Genomic DNA, 18,054 nt, shown 5'->3' on the forward strand with positions numbered 1-18,054 from the left:
TGTGAACACGCTACTGCCCGGCATACGCGATCCGGAAAGGGAAATCATGTTCCTTGTGCTGCGGTTCCCTTTAGTGCGTTACTCGAAAAACGCCCTATGACTTGAATATGCCTTCAGTTGAAGTCGAATCCGCCGCCCCACAGCCTCTGTTGCCCGACTCCGAAAAAAAAGTGAGCCGGATTCCACGCTGACTTGTCTATAATATATCCCAACAAGAAAGGAGAGCCGGGCGTGACCGAGCATGAACTATTTCATACGTACAACAAAGACGTCTACCGAACATGTCTGTATATGCTCAAAAACAGCCAGGATGCCGAGGATGTATGCCACGACGTATTCGTTACGGTGTTCCGCCAGGACTGGAGCAGCGTGACGAATTTGAAGGCCTGGATTATGCGTATTACGATGAACCATTGCCTCAACGTGATCCGCAAAAACAAAACGAAGCACGAGAAGCAAGGACAACTGCAATGGCTTCATGATCAAGAAAGCCGGGCCGTAAGTCCGGTTGACAGCATCGTTGTAAACAAGCTTTCTTACGATGAGCTGGAGCGACAACTGCTTCAGCTGCCGGAGAAACTGCTTAGCGTCGTTACGCTGCGATATATCGGCGATTTGTCCATTAAAGAAATTGCAGAGACGCTCCGCATTCCCCAGAATACCGTCCGGTCCAGGTTGTACAAAGCGCTCAAGCTGATCCGCAAAAAACTGGAGCGCCAGGAAAAATATATCATGAGGGGAGAGAATCATTTTGGAATCTATTGAGCTCAACGTTAGAAATCATATGAAGCGTACGGAAACGGTGCAGTATCCCGACTTTGATCAAATGCTGAGCAGCATTGAAAAAAATGAACTGAGGATCGTAGACGAAACATATCACAGGCCGCAGCGGCGAAAAACGAGCGTGGCGATCATTGCGGGTGTGTCTGTGGCCGTTCTCGCAACGCCTGTTTATGCAGCCGTTCAATACGATTGGAGCAGTATTCTGTCCAAGAAACCAGGCATTGAAGCAGCCCTTGAGGCCGGTTATGGCCAGCAGGTGGAGCAGAGTGTAACGGATCATGGCGTCACTTTGACGGTGCATACCGCTTTTACCGATGAGAACCGGACGGTCCTCCTGTACACGTTAAAACCGGAAGAAGCCACCCGAGGACAAGAGATCCGGTACGACCGGATCGTCCTCAAGGACAGCAGCGGCACCCCCATTGAAGGGCATTATGTTCAGAAGTGGAACGCGGAGCAGGGCGTGTACCAGGGATATTTTGAGACGAATTGGGTGATGACAGAGGAACTGTCCAAGCTTCAATTTTCCGTGACGAATGTCCGGTATCTCGAGGATCTGGAGCACGAGATCCATTGGAATCCAAACGATCCGGGCACCCAGCAATTCACCATTCAAAAGGACGGCATCCAAACGGTAAAAATACAGCCCTTTGCATCCTCTCCGGGCCAAGTCCTGCTTAACTCATCCGTAACCTTTACAGACGATGCGGTTCAGGAGCAGACTTGGGCCAGAATCGCCGCGTACGACAGCCTCGGTAACAAAATCCGGGAGACGGAATCCCCCGCCTATGGTACAAGCGGTGCGACCGGGGAGTATGCAAGCCAACAGAAGTTTAGCGGGCAGCTGCTGAAGAAAAAAGGGAACCGTTTTGCTTTGGTATATACCCATGAGAAGGGGCGCACTGACGGCACGTGGAACGTGAATCTCTCTTTGTCCCGGAAGCAGATGGAGAGCGGTTCGTTCGTAAAAACCCTGGATATTCCGCTTCATACATGGCCCGAAGAGGCGAGCATCCGTGAACTGGTTGTAACACCGACCCAAATCCGGCTCGTCCTGAATCATCAGGACCGCCGATTCCGAATGCCTTACCAAACCTTGCAATTGGATGTTGGCGGCCGGGTATTTGAAGGGGAAGTTGGACTGGAGGAGAGCGATTCCCATGCCGGTAAAACCGTTCTCCGGTTTGAGCCTACGGACTCCATTACCGTGGATATCGCTTCTCTAAAAAACACATCAATCACGCTGATCGGCAAGGAACGGGTGGATGTTCATAAGGGCAGCGATGTTCCCGTCCGTCTGACCGATATTTCCTCACAGCCGCAGACGATACGGACGAGCTACGAAGGATATCCGGTCCATTGGACTTATTATATCAAGGACAATAATCTGTACGTCGAATCCGAAAGCCCGGATGCAAGCTTTGGCGGTATCAATCAAACCTATTTTGTTGAGGGGAAAGAATCGATGTATCTGATTCCGCAGTTTTATTTTGGTTCGGGCAACAAGCATACCGATATGTACAAAAACTTCAACGGTACCGATCTGGACCTATACGTATGGAACTACACCACCAAAAATCCGGATGACGAGCTTCGAGTAAAACTAAACTAAAGAACGCCAGGCCTATCATAACTTGCGAAGCAGCTGCCTGCTGGGCGGCTGCCTTTTTCATTATGCGCAGCGCGTAAGGTGTTCTCGGTTGCTAATGGTTGTGACAGCGCCTATGTAGCTTAAAATGGTTCTCTGTAAGTTGTAACGGTCGCCAATGAGCTTATCTGCAAGACTACCTTATGAAATTCGGCCGAAATGCCCAAATAACGTCAACCAGAACCGTTAAAATTTCATAACCTCCATTTTCCCGGCATTAACCGCTGTGGCAACCGTTAGAAATTTACTCCCACACTTACTTCCATACTTACTTCCACACTTACTTCCACACTTATTTCGACACTTTTACTTGTCCGTTCACCTTGACTACATCTTCTCGCGTTCAATTGTTTCCTCGACTTTTCCCTTCATCTCCCAGGCGCTTACTTGTCCCATCGATCGCTTTACTTCATCCCATTGCGTTCAAATTTTCTTCTCGGGTTCACCCGATCTCTTCCGTTCACTTACCTTTCCCGTCCATTTATCTCCTTGCGTTCAATTTTCTTCTTACGTTCACTTCATTTGCTCATTGGTTTAACGGGTATGCTGCCTCCCTATGAACAAAGGGCGTTAACAACGTCTTCATCGCGGGATTTTCATTGCCAGCATGTCCTTGAACTAGCGGTGCGGATCAACCGGACTTTGGACATGATCGCCGGGTAGTCGGTAAGTACGATATCGTTGTTTTCCGCTAGCCACCTCCAGCAGTTTTTTCTCCAAAAGGGCGCGAAGGATAACTCGGGTGCGATGTTCAGATAGCTGCAAATGGCTTGACAACTCCATCGGCGTAAAGGGCCGCAGCAGTCGGTGAGCATACCTCAGGGTTTCGGCTTCTGCCCAATGGAGTCCGGAAGGTACGGCGCTGCTTAGAAACTTTCCAACGAAGGACAGGACGAGCTGCTTGCATACCCCGGGATCATCCCGGATGGATAAGTAAGCAATCGTAAGGATTAGCCAGTCATCCAAAACCAGCAGGGACTGCTTCATGCATAAATCTTTGAATCGGCTGACTTCAATATCCCTGGCATGGCTTCGGTAATCCTGAATTTCGATACATCCTTTGACGTTCCCGGGCATGTACGCAAGGTCCAGATAGCGATACCCGTTATTAAAATCCCTAACCTCGTATTCGGGGTATAAGTGATCCAGATTGCCTATGGCCGGAAACCAGACCAAACGTAAAAAATCGAGCGATCCGCGGCTTAATCCTTTCCGGAGTATCTCCCGTCTTCTTGGGCTTTTCTCTTCGGCAATCTGTTGCTCCATCCAACTTTGATAGATTTCATCAAACCTGCTCATTCCATGTCACATCCGATCCGAAAAAATAAAAAACCGCCCCGATACATCCATGCTCGCATGAACATGACGTAACAAAGCGGTATGTGCTTCACACCCTATAATTGCATACAATGTACCATTAAAAGGGAAAATATTCAAGCTTAACTGCTCCATTGGAGCATTGAAACCGACCCCGACCCAATCTTGGGCCAAAAAAGTCAGGTTAAGCCATAGTCTCCATAAAACTTGAGCGCACCTGGTCGGGTATGTTTTGTTCTCACAGGGATCGTGCCGATATATTGAAATGGCAGAATGCTGCGATTCACTCATAAACGTACTCTCTAGAATCCACGACACCAAAAAGACATCCATTGGGGGGCCTTTTTGAGGGGAAGGACACTTTCTCCAGGGGAGGAGTCCCGCACGGATGGCCGATTGCAAATTCTAACGGTTGTGACAGCGCCTATGTAGCTCAAAATAGCTATCTGCAAATTCTAACGGTTACCAGCGAGCTTATTGACGAGATTATCCTATGATGTTCCTCCATAATGCCTAAATAACGTCAATCAGAACCGTTAAAATTCCAAAAGCAACAATTTCTTGGCATTAAGCGCAATGGCAACCGTTAGAACTGTTCACTCCGCATTCATCAACATATCTTTAAGATCACCATGATTCCTTGCGAGCGCCTTACACTTCAACTTGAGCATAACGCCCCACGAGTGCCTTGCTCTCCACGATCACCGTGTCTCCTCACGATCGCAGACTCCCTGCGCAACCCGCCACTTTCAAAGTAAACTTCATTCCCGCAAGGGCGGTTACACCGTCAAAGCCGAAATCGGAGCCAGCCGCTACCATTGCTTTCCTTTTCGCTAGCGGCCATCAGCGCCATTTTCCCCAACACAACTGCCAACACTACAGGGCGCAACGAACAATTCGGGTCCGATGCAGCAATTAATCGTCAATCCAATTACGGCAACCGTTCAAATATTCGCCTTTACAAATTCATGCGTCATTTCGGCTACGCGCCGATTTCCCGCCTCCGTAAAACCATGGCCCTCGCCTGGAAATATCTCGATCCTCCCACGAGGATATAATTTTGAAGCTTTTTCGCCATACTCAAGCGCCACGACCGCATCTTGATCGCCATGAAATATCAGAACATTTTTGTTATATCCACCTACATGTTCGAATACGTCGTACCCGTGAATCGTCTCGAAAAACGCCCGGCCGAGCGTCATTCCCCACAGCTCTTGCGTGTCCGGAATGCTTTCAAGCGTAGGAAATCTTTCGTTCCATTGGTCCGGGATGCAGAATGCCGGATATAATAACAGAACGCCTTTCACGTCATCCATACGCTCCTCGGCGGTCAGCGCCGTGACCAAACCCCCTTGGCTACCGCCAAACAGAAAAATATGGTCCGCATCGACGTTTTCCCATGTTTTCACATGATCCAGTACGGTGCATAAATCTTCTTTCTCCGTAAACAAGGTCATTTCCGTCGTCTTAGAATCGCTTTTTGAATTCACGGAACCGCCGCAGAAATCAAAACAATACGCCCCCACGCCATGGGACGCCAGATATTCGGCATGCATCGTAAAATCGGCATTTGTTCCGTTGTAGCCATGACTGAAAATAACGACGGGACACTTTTTTTCATGCTTTGGCATATAGGAAATGCCGAAAATGTTCCTGCCGCGATGTGCGATTTTTACTGTGTTTGTTATGTAATCGTTCATGCTTGAACCCCCGTTCGTTGAAGTTTGCTTGCAAAGGGATGCCCTGGGTTGCTTCTTCAAGCCATACATTGCCGCATTCCAAACAACCAGAGCTTACCTACCAAATTATACTGTATCTGAGCATCTTAGGAATGGCCCGTGATGATTTTTTTGGCTCCCGGAGCGGAAAGTTCACTTTAAAGAAAATAGACCGGCCGGGCGGATCTTCCTGCGATGCGAAACGATCGGCACAATCGGAAAACAGAATGCAGACGTCGAAACTTGCGCAAAAAGTATTGATCCCACGAACGGGTTGCCTGTAAAATAGGAAAATATGACCAGTATGGAGGTATAGGTAAAATGGACGAGCTGACGGTCGCTCCCCCTAAAAAACGCAAGTTATGGATATGGATCCCGATATCCGTTCTTTGCATATGCGTGTTGGGCGCAATAGGCCTATTTAGGGCTTGCTGAACGATTCTTTAACCGAAACTCATGGCTAGGCGACTGCGAGATAGCAGCGTAAAAATGAGGCAAAAAAGAACGCGGAGCCTGCGCTCCAGGTTCATCACCAGAAGTTGCAGCGTAATCACGGATTCACTTGTCTTTGCGAGGCGTGCTCGAATACAGCCAAGCCCGTACTTGCGCTTGCCTTCTCCGAACTTGCCTTCGATTGCGTTTCGTTCTCCGGTATCCTGTTTGGCCACTTGCCTATCTTCGCTTGTCGGGCCGTTTTTCGGCTTGCGTCCCAGTGCCGGTCCGCTGAGCCGAATCCCATGCTGTTTGCAGAATCTCCGGTTTTCGCGTGTGCGGTAGATCTGATCCGCTTGGACGACAGCCGGATAGAATCCCATGCGGCTGCGATACTTCTCGATCACGTCCATGAGCGTCGTGCTCTCGTTGAAGTTATCCCAAGATAGCCGATCAAGGAACGCGTAGCCCTTCGTCATGCTTACCGCGATCTTGGCTCCGAACTCGACGCGCGCCTTGGCTTTCCCGCGCACGATCGGCCTGACATGCGGCTGATGAATGCTGACGACCCGGTCTTCCATCTGGTGGGAACGCTCGTTGTACATGTGAAGCTGCTGACGGTACAGTTCGTGAATCACCAGCAGGTCGCGATAGGCTTTGCGGCCAAGTAGCGTGAGCGGTTGCGACTTGGCTTGCTCGGCGATGATGGAGAGGTTCCGTCCAACGTAACCGAGTTGCCTCCTGATCGCTTTGCGAATCACTTTCGGCCCCGGTCTGCGTTGCTTGGAAACGGCCAGAAACTGTTTGCGCGCTTTTTCCCGGTACGTGCGCGGTTTCGCCATTTGTCCGATGACCGGCTCATGCAGCGTATCGATGATCGCTTCGAGCTTCTCCCGCGCTTCATTCAACAGATTCAGATCGGTCGGATACGCCACATCCGCCGGCGCACAGGTGGCATCCACCAGCACGGTCCCTTGATTCGGCTGCTCAGGGGCTTCCCATTCTGCGGTCGATTTCGGATGCGCTTCGCAAACAAGTTTATTCGTTTCAGGAACCTCTGACTCTGTAGCCATCGACTCCACGGGAGACGCTGCTTCTGACGATGCGACTTGCGATTGTGCAAACATGGTTTGCTGCTCGACTTCTTCATCAGAGGCGCGCTTCTTCGAGCGCTTCCCTTGGCCTTTACCGCCGCCGGTCGCGTCGTTGCTGTCATCATCATCTTTCGTTTCCTTCGCACCTTCGGTGGCGACGATCTCATTCAACTCTGCCAGCACGTCCGTCAGACGCTTGCGGAAATGCGTCATCATGGAGTGATGGAACGGTGGCTTCATGACGAATCCAGGCAGACCAATGAAGTATTGCATGTAAGGATTTTCGCTGATCGACTCCAACGTTTCTCTGTCGGTCAGTTGCATTCGCTCCTGAATGATGAGCGCACCGAGCCCCATCCGAAGACTGATCGTTTGCTGGCCGCGAAAGGTGTCTTTGAAAAATTGACCGTATGTTTTCTCAGCCTCCGCCCACGGCACCAACCGCGCCAACTGGACCCAGCGATTGTCCTCGTCCAGCTTTCCGCCAAAGGGCAGAAAGAAATCGCCGGGCAGGATCAATTGATTATCGAGGTGCGCGGTCGGCTTAAACATCTTCGTCACTCCATCTGCAAAGGTTTTAGGTGGTTTTCAAACATTTCCTTTGCATATGATTTCGACAAATGGGCCTTAGAATCCTTGTTGTTATGCGGTTTTTGTTGTTTTTTTAAGTGTTCAGCAAGCCCTATTTAGCTATCAGAAATATGAAAGTTATAGCGTAGCACGAGATTACGAGGAACAATTTTCCGCATTGCAGCAAAAGGCAAAGACGTTTGCCGACAAAATCAACTCGACCCCGGATGAATCCTTGAGTTTCCCGGAGCTGGTGGATTACTACCAGAAACTGAAGAAGGAAAACACGTTCGAAGACCAGCTGAAAGATTTAAACAACAATCCCAAATACGCAAGCGTCAAAAACAAAATGTCGGCCGATGCCTTAATGATGACAAAAGCTTCGAATGAGCTGAATCAAATTTTGGGCGACATCGACAATATCCAAGTCTTATTGCAGAAAAACGCCGTCCTGGACGATGACATCCAAGTGCTGGAGACCTCCACGACCACGACCATCGGCGACTACGATTCCAAAGTATCCGACTTGATCGGTCAAAACAGCCAAATCCGCGATGAGCTGGCGGGAACGCTGGTCCACAATTATTTGAAGCATGCGCATAATCGGTTTCTGGAGGCCATTACATACCGGGGAAAATATTTGACGGAGAGCAGGGCGGCCAACGATGCTTATGTGGCGGCGATCGAAGCCGGGGAAGAATCCGAACGGCAAAGCCGATTGGCTCAACAATACATCAAGGAAGGCAATAACAGCTTTTATTTTAGCAGCGCATATTATAATTTATCCGACGAGGCCTATCAAAACGCATCCGACAATAACGAGATCGTCAAAGAGAAGCTTCAGCAGCATGAAAGCCATCGGCGGGAAGCGGCTCGCATGCTCGAAAAGTACCAGCAACTGATCAATCTGACGGGCACCCCGCAAAGCGAAGTGCTGGTAAACGGAGCAACCAACCCGAATCAACCTAATTCCGCCGTATCCGCTGCCAAGAAAGACGTTCAGGTTAGCGGCGATCACCCCGCGGAACACATTCCGGACATTACCATCAAAGCGGCCATGGTCGGTTATTTGAACAGCGCGGTTCGGGCGACCTCCAACTATGATTTCAGCGTCATGGAGCCGTATCTGAATCCGTCGGGCAAGGCATACAAGGAAGCCAAGGACTATTTGGGTTACTTGCAGAAAAAAGGCATCTACGAGGAGCTTATCTCTTCCGAGGTGACTTCGATTCAGCGGTTGTCCGAGGATCGGTTTAAAGCGTATACGCGGGAAACATACAACATTTATTACAACGACGGATCCATGAAAACCAAATCGTTCAAATCCCAATTTATTTTGGTCCATACGGATCAAGGGGTTCAAGTTGATGAATTGTTGCGTACCGATCAAATCAAATAAAGCGGCGCACAAATGTTAAAAATAGGAAACGCGATAACAGGTTCGCATACGTCGAAACAAAAAGAAGCAGCAGCCGTTCAGGCTGCTGCTTTGTTTTTATATAAAATGGCTGATCTCGACGAACTGTCTCTCCAGCGGGGAAAGCTCATAGTTTTGGCGGGTCACCAAATACTTTTCGATGTATCGGTCACCCGGCGGGAGTTCGAAATAATCCGTCACCCCGAATTGCCGCGCGATGGTTTTGGAGATCAATGTAACCCCCATGCCTAATGAGCTTAGCTGAAGCAGCGTCTCGAACACGCCGACTTCCGTTTTAGGGTCTTGTTTGATGCCGTTGGCAACGCAGATGCGCTCCAGGATGGAGGCGTATAAGCAATCTTTCGAAAGAATAAGCTGGGTTTTGCCTTGAAGGGCTTGGATCAGATTGGCGCTGGACCCGATGTTTTTGCCGGCCAAAACCATTTCCTCGGTTCCGATCGGCTTGTAAGTAAGTTGGGCCCGGTCGGATTTGCCGATGGTATAAGCGAGATCGATATGACCCTGCAACAACTCGTTTTCCATCGTCTCGGTCGTCCCTGTTTTGAGCGCGACGGACAAAGCGGGATACTTCCGATATAAATTCGCAAACGCCTCCGCAATATTCGTGCCGACGGCAGACTGCATCGTGCCTATCCGAAGCTTTAATTCCCGCTGCTGCATTTCCTGTTCGGTTTCTTCCCATAAAAGAATGATTCTTTTGAATTGCTTGTACAGCTTTTCGCCTTCCGGCGTCAATTCCATTCCGCGGGCGCTTCGGAGAAACAGCTGCCGTTGATAATGGCTTTCGATCTTTTTAATTTTGGCCGTCATGTTGGATTGCAGATGGTTCAAGCTCGCGGCAGCGGCCGATACGCTTTTCAGCTCGGCAACGGCAACGAAAGCAAGCATATTTTCAATGTACAATGAGATTCCCCTTATCAAAAAAAATGATAGCTGTATCTCGATTATACATTATTCATGATGGATTTTCTTCGATACACTTGGAATAGCCGTAAAGGAATGGAGGAATAAAAAATGGAGCATAAGCGCATCAAAACAGGCATTATTGGGGGCTCCTTAAACAATCAATGGGCAAGCAAAACGCATATTCCGGCGCTGCAAACCAGCACCCGGCATCAAATCACCGCCATTGCAACGTCCCGAATGGAGAGTGCGGTCAAGAGCGCGGCTGCATTAGGGGCGCCACTCGCTTTTGCAGACTATAGGGAATTATGCGAGAGCCCGGAGGTTGAGCTGGTGATCGTGAGCGTCAAGGTTCCTTTTCATTACGAAGCCGTAAAATCGGCCATTGCTGCCGGGAAACATGTCTACTGCGAATGGCCTTTGGCCGTGACGTTGAATCAGGCACAAGAGTTGGCGAAGCTCGCCGATCGAGCCGGCATTCATCATGCGATCGGCCTGCAGGCCAGACAATCGGCAGCCATTCAAGAGGTCAAGCGACGGTTGGAGCAAGGTGAATTCGGCCGCATTCTATCTTGCAGCATCCATGCGTCCACGCAAGGGAAAGGAAGGATGACGGACCGAAACGGCGCCTATTTGTTAAAAGAGGAGCATGGCGCAACCCTTCTGTCGATTAACGGCGGGCATTCCCTGGATGTGCTGCGTGGTCTGCTCGGTGACTTTAAGGAACTGACGGCCATCATGAACATCCATGATGTTGAGGCGACCGTGCTCGAAACGGGTGAAAAAGTAGAAAAGGATACGGCCGACCAAATCATGATCCAAGGGACGCTGGAGCGGGGCACCTCCGTTTCGGTTCACGTTCAGGGAGGAACCTATCCCGGTTTCCGCATGGAAATCCAAGGAGAAAAAGGCGTCATCCGATTGAAACAGCGCCATTCCGTCGGACATGTGCAGTTTGGGAACCTGCTGGTGCAGCAAAAACGGTATGCTTCAAGCCACTTGGTGGCGCATGGCGACGACGATGGCTTCGAGACGATTTATGGGGAAGGGGAGCAGCTGCACTCGCCGATGCTGGATGTTTTGAAGGCTCATGAGCTTTTCGCCAGGGACATGATTGACGGCACTTTTGCATCGCCCGATTTTCATGATGCGGTTCAACTGCATAAGCTGCTGGAGTCCGTCCGAACCGCTGCCGTTACCGGCTGCAAAATAGCACCTTGTTCAATAAGTTGATTCGTTGCTTTCCGATCAACACCCGGCTATCGATGCGATGGCCGGGTGTTTTTTAGCTTAAGAAAGCCACAAACAATGGTACCGTTTTTTCCATCGGAATCTATTGGCGAAAATCATTCAACAGGTCATGCTATTCGTGGATGAGCATATGGATGAAAATATGACCCGCGAAGATGCTGAAAATGGAGCGGGCATCCATCTGCGGCAAGTCGAGCGGGTAATGGTCCATGAGGCGGCGGATCGGCTTAGAAATATGGATCCTTAGTTATTTGCGGGGGTGTTCAAGAAGCGCGCGGGCAAAAGCCCGCCGGACTTCCAATAAAGCAGAAAAAAGGAGGCGGCAACATGAAGGAACAAACAGCGGATATCGTGATCATCGGCGGCAGCGTTGGCGGCGTGGCCGCGGCGCTGGCGGCTTGCAGGCTTGGGAAAAAGGTGATTCTGACCGAGGAATGCGCCTGGATCGGCGGGCAGCTGACGAATCAGGCGGTACCGCCGGATGAGCATCAATGGATCGAGCAGTTCGGGGCGACGCGCAGCTATCGCGATTACCGGGAGCAGGTTCGCCGGTATTACCGGACGTTTTTCCCGCTGACCGCGGACGCCGCCGTCCAGCCGCTGCTCAATCCGGGCAATGCCCTGGTCAGCCGAATCAGCCACGACCCGAGGGTTGCCCATGCCGTGCTGCAGGCAATGCTTGCCCCGTACGAACATAGCGGCCGGCTGCGTATTTTTACCGGTTGGAAGGCTACCGGATGCGAAGCGGACAACGGTCAGGTCAGAGCGGTCACGGTTACGCAGCTGGGCAGCGGCGACCAAATGGCCTTGTCCGGCCGTTTCGTGCTGGACGCGACGGAATGCGGCGACTTGCTCCCGCTAGCCGGCATCGATTACGTCACGGGGGCCGAATCCCGGCTTGAAACCGGGGAACCGCATGCCTTGGAGGGAGCCGCTGACCCGATGGACATGCAGGCGGTGACGCACTGCTTTGCGGTGGACTACCTGGAAGGCGAAGACCATACGATCGATAAACCGAAAGATTACGAGTTTTGGCGGCAATATCAGGCGGATTTTTGGCCGGAACGCCAGCTGAGCTGGTTTTCTCCGCAGCCGCGGACGCTGAAAAAGGTCGAATACGCGCTGTTTCCGCGGGACGGACTTTTTTCGTTGTGGAATTACCGGAGGATCATCGACAAGGAGCTTTTCCGCGAGGGGGCTTTTGCCAGCGACATCACGATCGTGAACTGGCCGCAAAACGACTATTGGCTGGGCCCGGTCATTGACGTCCCGGAGGAGGAGCGGCTCCGCCATTTGGAGGGCGCCCGCCAGCTCAGCCTTTCGCTGCTGTATTGGATGCAGACCGAAGCGCCAAGGCCGGACGGCAAGCAGGGATACCCGGGACTTCGGCTGCGAGCGGACGTGTGCGGGACGGACGACGGACTGGCCCAACAGGTCTACATTCGGGAATCGCGGCGAATACGCGCGCGCTTTACGGTCAAGGAGCAGCACGTCAATCCGGACTGTACGGGCACGAAGCTGGCCGCGCCGTTTCGGGACTCCGTCGGCATCGGCTTCTATCACATCGACCTGCATCCGAGCACGGCAGGACGAAATTACATCGACGTGGAAAGCGTTCCGTTCCAGATTCCTCTGGGAAGCCTGATTCCGGAGCAAGGCGGCAACCTGCTGCCGGCCTGCAAAAATATCGGGACGACCCACATTACGAACGGCTGCTACCGCCTGCACCCGGTGGAATGGAATATCGGCGAGGCGGCGGGTTTGCTGGCTGCATTTTGCCTGAATCGCGGGTCGATGCCCTCGGATGTTCATGAGCAAGGCTCCCTGCTGGAGGATTTTCAGCGCTTGCTTCAGGACCAGGGCATTGAATTGTCTTGGCCGCTTTAGCGGGAAACTGTGGCCACAGAGGGGATCATTCCGAATCGCTAATAAAAATTATGATGATGACAGACCCTGTCACTATTAGCGGTTATGATGAAAATGTACCGACCGATGCTGATGAGGCGGCGGCGAGAAGCTCATTCAAGAAAGGATGAATCCATGATGTATGTGACGGTTTCGGATTTGATCACGGAATGGAACAAGGAAGCTGCATTAACCCAAAACATTTTGAACGCCTTGACCGATGAATCATTAAAACAGCAGGTGTATCCCGGAGGGCGTACGCTGGGAAGGATTGCGTGGCATTTCGTCTCGAACATCCCGGATTACTTGACCGAATTCGGGGTTGCGACCGAGCGGGTGCCCAATCCGGATGATGTGCCTTCAGCCCAAGAAATCGCCGAGACTTTTAAAAAGATAAGCGAGCGTGCAGCCCAAGCGGTTGAAGAACAATGGACGGACGACGATTTGAAGCAGGTGCAAAACGCTTTTGGCAGACTGGAAACGAATGCGTCCATCTTTATGGGATTGATCAAGCATATCGTCCATCACCGGGGACAGGTTACCGTGCTTATGCGTCAGGCGGGATTAAACATCCCTGCGGTGTATGGTCCCTCCAAGGAAGGTTGGATACAAATGGGGGTTACGCCGCCGATTTAAAAAGAGCTGAAGGCAAAAGCAATGTTGGGGGTTAAGAGCTAATTTCATGCAAGGAAGAGGCTATCCCGCGGACGCGAAGTCCGAGGGGTAGCTTTTTTATGCTTTTTTCTAAGCTTCCACAGCAAAAAAGCAGCCCTTCCGGGCCGCTCCTCAAGCTTGCATGGCCGGTTTTAGCGTCCGCCGCTTTGGTTTTTCCGGTCCTGCGGCTGTTCCCTTCTGAATCACGGGTTGTTACGAACGGGATTTGCTTTTCAGCCATTCCTCGAACTGATGCAGCGTCCTGACGTGATCGTCCAGCACGGCGGTATATATGTCGAAGCTTTTCACTTCGTTTCCGTATTCGGGGCGCGATGCCCATGCATGTTTGATCGTCAGGATGGATTCGCGCAGCTCGGGGGTGAGCCGCTTGGGCAACGTTTCAATATGCTTCAGGTCCGGCTGCTTGTCCGGCTCGTCCACGAACCATATATCCAGTTTCCAATCCATGCCGCTTTGGGCCCGGTATTTTAATCCGATATAAAACCCGTCGGGGTAGTTGATATCCGTATTCCAGATCCCCGTATCGTTCAGGAAGCGAAGCTCCCTGACGCCCTGCTTGACCATCAGCATCGTGGCGATCTCCGCCACTTGATCCATGTCGAGTTTGGGGCAGACCACGGTTATGTCCAGATCCCTCCATGCCATTAATCCGAGAGCTGCGCTGCCGACCCGTACCGGATTGCCGGCTAATGACAGCAGATCGTCCATGTCCAGCTCTTCCGCTACCCTGTTTGCTTCGGCTTGCAGCTGATCCTGGCGCCTCAATAATTCATTTTCGCACATGTTGATTCACGCTCCATTCCATAGAAAACGATTTGAACCCTGCAATGCTGCCTCTTCTGAAGGGCCTAACGCTGCAAAAGCGTCGCAACCCCTGCGAACATTCGGCAAGGGCATGCGACGCGCAAAGTCCAAGACACCCGGGCCGCTGCATATCTTCTTGGCCCGGGTGTCTTTCACCGCAAAGAACTTTATTTTTATTTCCTCCGACGGGATCAGTTGCGAACGCCGTTCACCGGCGTTACCTTAAGGGCGTAGAACGCTCCTTTTTTGTTGATTTTTCCGGTGATGGTCGGAGCGCCTTTTTTGGTGAAGGTGTATTCGTTTTTCTTGATCTGTACCGAATAACCGTTCATTTGAAGTCCGAAGATGGATTTGACTTTCGGTTTGGCCGCGGCAAGGGCCTGGTTTTTGCTGAGCACGGGTTTGGCGAACGATTTGGCGAAATCCTGGTCGTTAGCCCAATCCTGGCCATGCAGATTTTCCACTTCCCACACTTTGCCGGTTTTGACGCCGATCGCTACATGGTTGGCATTTTCGTTGTCCTGGAAGTTCCAGACGAATTCCTTGTCCCCCTTTTTCTCGCGCGAAGCAAATTGGAGCGGTTTGATCACGTGGCTGCCGAGCGATTTCAGGGAACGGTTCGCCTTGTTGACCAGGGCCGCTTTCATGTCCTTCAAAGGATACGTGATGCTGGCCGTGATCTGGTTGCCTTGATCCGAATCGATGTACAGGCTCTGGCTGTTCCCCCAGAGAACCCAGTAGTTCCGCGGAACGTTATCCTGATAAGGGGAGTACACCCGCCAGATGGCTTCCGTTTTGAATTTGCGGTCGGTATCGAAGGTTTTCAGGAACGAGGCCGTTTTGTTGGCGAGCGTCGCTCCCAGCACGGCGTTCGTATTGGAAGTTTTGTAAATGATGCTGGTCGACTCGACCCGTTTTTTGGCCGGATTGTACATCTGCTCGAATTCCGCCTTCACGGCCCCGTTGACGTAGCCGCTGATGATCCAGGTGGCTCCGGAGGTATCCGCGTGCGTGAAATCGATCTTGCCCTTTCCGGCGAGCTTATTCAAAACTTTCGTCAATTCGTTCAGCGTTGCCTGATCCAGCCCGGCAGGGGCGGATTGCGCTATTTGCACATCGGCCTGGCTTGTCTGCGGCGCAGCATAGATGGGAGCGGCCGACAGCAGCAGCGACAGGGCCGCAGCGGATAAAGTGATGGATTTGAATTTTTTCATTTTGTTTCCCTCCTGTGTCTTGATCCACAGATGTATTCGTGGTTTACGAGATATTAGACGAATCAAATCAGGGATATGTTTCATTTTTAGGCAAGCTTATCCTGAACGTCTCCGATTTTGTCCTGAACGTCATGCCGGAGCCCTTCGGAAGCACTGTCGCTGCGAATGAGCTGCCGAAGAAGACAAAACGGCAAGCGAGTACCGTTCAAGATGTTACAATGGCGGCACCAACGTCGAAGGAGGAGCTGCGATGCTGCTGAATTCCAAAAAGAAAAAAATGTTATTTTATGGCATTATGGTCGCCGTATGGGGAGGCGCAGGCATCATATATGCGGTCAAAAGCAATCTGCTGTTCTCCGCCGCGGCATTTGTGGTTGCGCTCGCCATGGCGGCCAAACTTTACGGCGCGGTCAAAAGCCCGGACCGGGAAGGTTAGGTGCGGACATGATCCTTGAAACGAGGCATGTAACGGGCTGGTATACGAAACATGCGCCGGTGATCCGGCAGGTGAATCTGGAAATCGAGCCGGGAAAAGTATATGCGCTGCTGGGCGCCAACGGCGCGGGGAAAACGACGCTGCTGAACGTCCTGGCTTCGATTCACGGCCAATACAGCGGGGAGGTCCGTTATTGCGGCGAGAAGCTGACGGGCAAAAACGACAAGCGGGTGAAGCGTTATCGGTATTTCATACCGGATCATCCCGCCTTGTTCGACGAAATGTCGCCGCTTGCTTTTATGGATTTCGTGCACCGCTTATACGGAAAAACGGTGGATTCGCCACGGTTGGCGGCGTTATGCGAGACCTTCGGCTTCGAGACGTTCCTTCACCGGAAGATCGGCGCCTTGTCGCTGGGCAACAGGCAGAAGACGGCACTGATCAACGGGCTGCTGCTGGAATGTCCGCTGCTGATTCTGGACGAACCGCTGGTCGGCCTGGATGCCGTCGCGATCGAACGGATTTACGGGGAGCTGCGCGCTTATGCGCAGCGGGGGAATGCCGTGCTGCTGTCCACGCATTTATTCCCCATCGTTAGCCGGATCTGCGACGAAGCTTTGATTTTGCACCAGGGAACGATACGGGAAACCGTCGCCGTACATGGGGAAGAGCAGGTCAAAGCGGCGTTTTTCCGGGTGATCGGCCATGAATGACGTTCGCGCCTTGTTTCGCGTGCTGCTGCTGGACGAAATCAAGGGGAGGCGGCCGCTGAAGGAATTGGCGGCGATCCTCGTGCTCATCGTCGTCCTGTTTTGCGTCGTTCCTTCGGAATACACGGCTGTTCACGCCCGATCCCTCGGTGTCCTCTTGAAAGGAACGGCCGCCGCCGCCCTGTATTTGTCCTTGCTGTCCGGTTTATCCAAGCTCAAAGACCGGAAATACAAGCTGCTGCTCGCCATGCCGGTGGGGAAAACCGCGTTGATGTTGCTGTATGCCGCCGTCGTATGGATCAAACATATCGGGCTCCGGGTGATGCCCTTTGTGTTGGCCATTCTTGCCTCAAACGTTTCCTATAGAAACATTACGTTGCTGGAGGGCGCCGGCGGGGGGCTGATGTGCGCGGCCGCCGGGCTGGCAGCGTGCTGGTGCGGCATAAGCGCGGTCTTCTTTTTGGACGACCGGGGGTTTTTGCGGTCCAGGCCCGAAAGATCGGCGATGAAGTTTGGCTGGATCAGAAGAGAGTTCGTGCGTTTTGCGGGCGAAAAGGTGCTTTTCCTGAACCATGCCGGATACTCGCTGTTTCTGGTTTTTTTCTTATACATGTCCACCGCGGTCTCCCGCGCCGGCGTAGAGCTGATCCTGTTTTTGCTGGTGCTGCTGTCGACGTGCTCGACTCCCGGGGTGCTGTTTTCCTGGGAGAAACCGTACCGCCAGCTGCTCCTGTCGCTGCCCGTGTCCCGCGGCGGCCTATTCGCCGGCAAATATATATTCGCCTTGGCGATCATGTTTCCCTTATATGCCGCTGCCTACGGCATCGTTTGCGCATTTGGGCCCGGCCTGGATCGCCGGGGGCTGCTTGCGATGATGGCGATATCCCTCGGATTAACGACGCTCGTCAAGCTGTATTACGATATGAAGCGGCCGAATTACGATTGGAGCCATCCCCGCCAAATGTTCGAACATAAACGGAAGTATATGCTGTGGCTGATCTCGGTCACCGTCTCGGCTCCCTTGATGGTATACTCTTATATGTCGATCTGGTTTGCAGGGGCCTTGCAGATGGTTTTTGCAGGGTGCCTTCTGTATGCAATCCGAAAAGGGAGGGCCCAAGGGTAATGGAATTTGGTGTGCGGAAGCCGGTGGCTC

At 52.0% G+C, this 18,054-nt stretch carries 15 protein-coding genes; 9 read left to right on the top strand and 6 right to left on the bottom strand.

Features of this window, described 5'->3' with window-relative positions; all coding sequences use genetic code 11:
* Positions 1–231 precede the first annotated feature (231 nt).
* Positions 232–765: an RNA polymerase sigma factor gene (locus NYE48_RS07110; RefSeq protein ID WP_212951935.1), complete on the top strand. Its 534-nt coding sequence runs from the start codon at positions 232–234 to the stop codon at positions 763–765.
* On the top strand, positions 752–2,395 hold the full coding sequence (locus tag NYE48_RS07115; protein WP_340997703.1) for a DUF4179 domain-containing protein: 1,644 nt from the start codon (positions 752–754) through the stop codon (positions 2,393–2,395). Before NYE48_RS07110 ends, NYE48_RS07115 begins: the two co-directional genes overlap by 14 nt.
* Positions 2,396–3,049: 654 nt before the next feature.
* On the opposite strand, the gene NYE48_RS07120 is transcribed toward NYE48_RS07115, so the two are convergent.
* From NYE48_RS07120 to NYE48_RS07130, 3 genes are all read right to left on the bottom strand, one after another.
* Positions 3,050–3,730 (bottom strand): transcriptional regulator, encoded by a 681-nt coding sequence (locus NYE48_RS07120; protein ID WP_340997706.1) that lies wholly within the window; start codon positions 3,728–3,730, stop codon positions 3,050–3,052.
* Positions 3,731–4,692: 962 nt separating this feature from the next.
* Positions 4,693–5,448: an alpha/beta hydrolase family protein gene (locus tag NYE48_RS07125; RefSeq protein ID WP_212951932.1), complete on the bottom strand. Its 756-nt coding sequence runs from the start codon at positions 5,446–5,448 to the stop codon at positions 4,693–4,695.
* Positions 5,449–5,909: 461 nt separating this feature from the next.
* Positions 5,910–7,544 carry an IS5-like element ISPaen2 family transposase gene (locus NYE48_RS07130; protein WP_009225464.1) on the bottom strand — a complete coding sequence of 545 codons (1,635 nt, stop codon included), beginning with the start codon at positions 7,542–7,544 and terminating at the stop codon, positions 5,910–5,912.
* Positions 7,545–7,740: 196 nt separating this feature from the next.
* Here NYE48_RS07130 and NYE48_RS07135 point away from each other — a divergent pair, with 196 nt between their 5' ends.
* Positions 7,741–8,961: a TcaA NTF2-like domain-containing protein gene (locus tag NYE48_RS07135; protein WP_340997709.1), complete on the top strand. Its 1,221-nt coding sequence runs from the start codon at positions 7,741–7,743 to the stop codon at positions 8,959–8,961.
* A gap of 96 nt (positions 8,962–9,057) precedes the next feature.
* On the opposite strand, the gene NYE48_RS07140 is transcribed toward NYE48_RS07135, so the two are convergent.
* Entirely contained in the window at positions 9,058–9,903 is an 846-nt protein-coding gene (locus NYE48_RS07140) for a LysR family transcriptional regulator (RefSeq protein WP_340997711.1), read from the bottom strand.
* A 111-nt stretch (positions 9,904–10,014) separates the two neighbouring features.
* On the opposite strand from NYE48_RS07140, the gene NYE48_RS07145 reads away from it, so the two are divergent.
* The 3 genes from NYE48_RS07145 to NYE48_RS07155 all read left to right on the top strand — a co-directional run bounded on the left by NYE48_RS07145 (position 10,015) and on the right by NYE48_RS07155 (position 13,695).
* Positions 10,015–11,136, top strand: coding sequence for a Gfo/Idh/MocA family protein (locus NYE48_RS07145; RefSeq protein WP_340997712.1), 1,122 nt, complete (start codon positions 10,015–10,017; stop codon positions 11,134–11,136).
* Between the two features lie 345 nt (positions 11,137–11,481).
* Positions 11,482–13,041 (top strand): FAD-dependent oxidoreductase, encoded by a 1,560-nt coding sequence (locus tag NYE48_RS07150; RefSeq protein WP_340997715.1) that lies wholly within the window; start codon positions 11,482–11,484, stop codon positions 13,039–13,041.
* A gap of 156 nt (positions 13,042–13,197) precedes the next feature.
* Entirely contained in the window at positions 13,198–13,695 is a 498-nt protein-coding gene (locus NYE48_RS07155; RefSeq protein ID WP_341000612.1) for a DinB family protein, read from the top strand.
* A gap of 231 nt (positions 13,696–13,926) precedes the next feature.
* On the opposite strand, the gene NYE48_RS07160 is transcribed toward NYE48_RS07155, so the two are convergent.
* Positions 13,927–14,517: a hypothetical protein gene (locus tag NYE48_RS07160; protein WP_212951917.1), complete on the bottom strand. Its 591-nt coding sequence runs from the start codon at positions 14,515–14,517 to the stop codon at positions 13,927–13,929.
* 212 nt (positions 14,518–14,729) lie between these two features.
* The gene (locus NYE48_RS07165) at positions 14,730–15,752 is read right to left on the bottom strand and encodes a hypothetical protein (RefSeq protein WP_340997717.1); all 1,023 of its coding nucleotides are present in this window, start codon (positions 15,750–15,752) and stop codon (positions 14,730–14,732) included.
* Between the two features lie 250 nt (positions 15,753–16,002).
* Here NYE48_RS07165 and NYE48_RS07170 point away from each other — a divergent pair, with 250 nt between their 5' ends.
* The 3 genes from NYE48_RS07170 to NYE48_RS07180 are packed head-to-tail and all read left to right on the top strand — an operon-like array spanning position 16,003 to position 18,024.
* Entirely contained in the window at positions 16,003–16,188 is a 186-nt protein-coding gene (locus NYE48_RS07170; protein ID WP_212951915.1) for a hypothetical protein, read from the top strand.
* A gap of 8 nt (positions 16,189–16,196) precedes the next feature.
* Positions 16,197–16,901 carry an ATP-binding cassette domain-containing protein gene (locus NYE48_RS07175; RefSeq protein ID WP_212951914.1) on the top strand — a complete coding sequence of 235 codons (705 nt, stop codon included), beginning with the start codon at positions 16,197–16,199 and terminating at the stop codon, positions 16,899–16,901.
* Positions 16,894–18,024: a hypothetical protein gene (locus NYE48_RS07180; protein WP_340997720.1), complete on the top strand. Its 1,131-nt coding sequence runs from the start codon at positions 16,894–16,896 to the stop codon at positions 18,022–18,024. The genes NYE48_RS07175 and NYE48_RS07180 overlap by 8 nt, the downstream gene beginning before the upstream one ends.
* Positions 18,025–18,054 lie beyond the last annotated feature (30 nt).

It is taken from the genome of Paenibacillus sp. FSL M7-1455, assembly GCF_038004655.1.
GTDB classification, from domain to species: domain Bacteria; phylum Bacillota; class Bacilli; order Paenibacillales; family Paenibacillaceae; genus Paenibacillus_AQ; species Paenibacillus_AQ cookii.

What these genes read in the sequence shown, in the direction of transcription:
- NYE48_RS07125 (WP_212951932.1), bottom strand. Translation starts at nt 5,448, where the DNA reads ATGAACGATTACATAACAAACACAGTAAAAATCGCACATCGCGGCAGG.
- NYE48_RS07155 (WP_341000612.1), top strand. Translation starts at nt 13,198, where the DNA reads ATGTATGTGACGGTTTCGGATTTGATCACGGAATGGAACAAGGAAGCT.
- NYE48_RS07120 (WP_340997706.1), bottom strand. Translation starts at nt 3,730, where the DNA reads ATGAGCAGGTTTGATGAAATCTATCAAAGTTGGATGGAGCAACAGATT.
- NYE48_RS07150 (WP_340997715.1), top strand. Translation starts at nt 11,482, where the DNA reads ATGAAGGAACAAACAGCGGATATCGTGATCATCGGCGGCAGCGTTGGC.
- NYE48_RS07180 (WP_340997720.1), top strand. Translation starts at nt 16,894, where the DNA reads ATGAATGACGTTCGCGCCTTGTTTCGCGTGCTGCTGCTGGACGAAATC.
- NYE48_RS07165 (WP_340997717.1), bottom strand. Translation starts at nt 15,752, where the DNA reads ATGAAAAAATTCAAATCCATCACTTTATCCGCTGCGGCCCTGTCGCTG.
- NYE48_RS07170 (WP_212951915.1), top strand. Translation starts at nt 16,003, where the DNA reads ATGCTGCTGAATTCCAAAAAGAAAAAAATGTTATTTTATGGCATTATG.
- NYE48_RS07175 (WP_212951914.1), top strand. Translation starts at nt 16,197, where the DNA reads ATGATCCTTGAAACGAGGCATGTAACGGGCTGGTATACGAAACATGCG.
- NYE48_RS07130 (WP_009225464.1), bottom strand. Translation starts at nt 7,544, where the DNA reads ATGTTTAAGCCGACCGCGCACCTCGATAATCAATTGATCCTGCCCGGC.
- NYE48_RS07145 (WP_340997712.1), top strand. Translation starts at nt 10,015, where the DNA reads ATGGAGCATAAGCGCATCAAAACAGGCATTATTGGGGGCTCCTTAAAC.
- NYE48_RS07160 (WP_212951917.1), bottom strand. Translation starts at nt 14,517, where the DNA reads ATGTGCGAAAATGAATTATTGAGGCGCCAGGATCAGCTGCAAGCCGAA.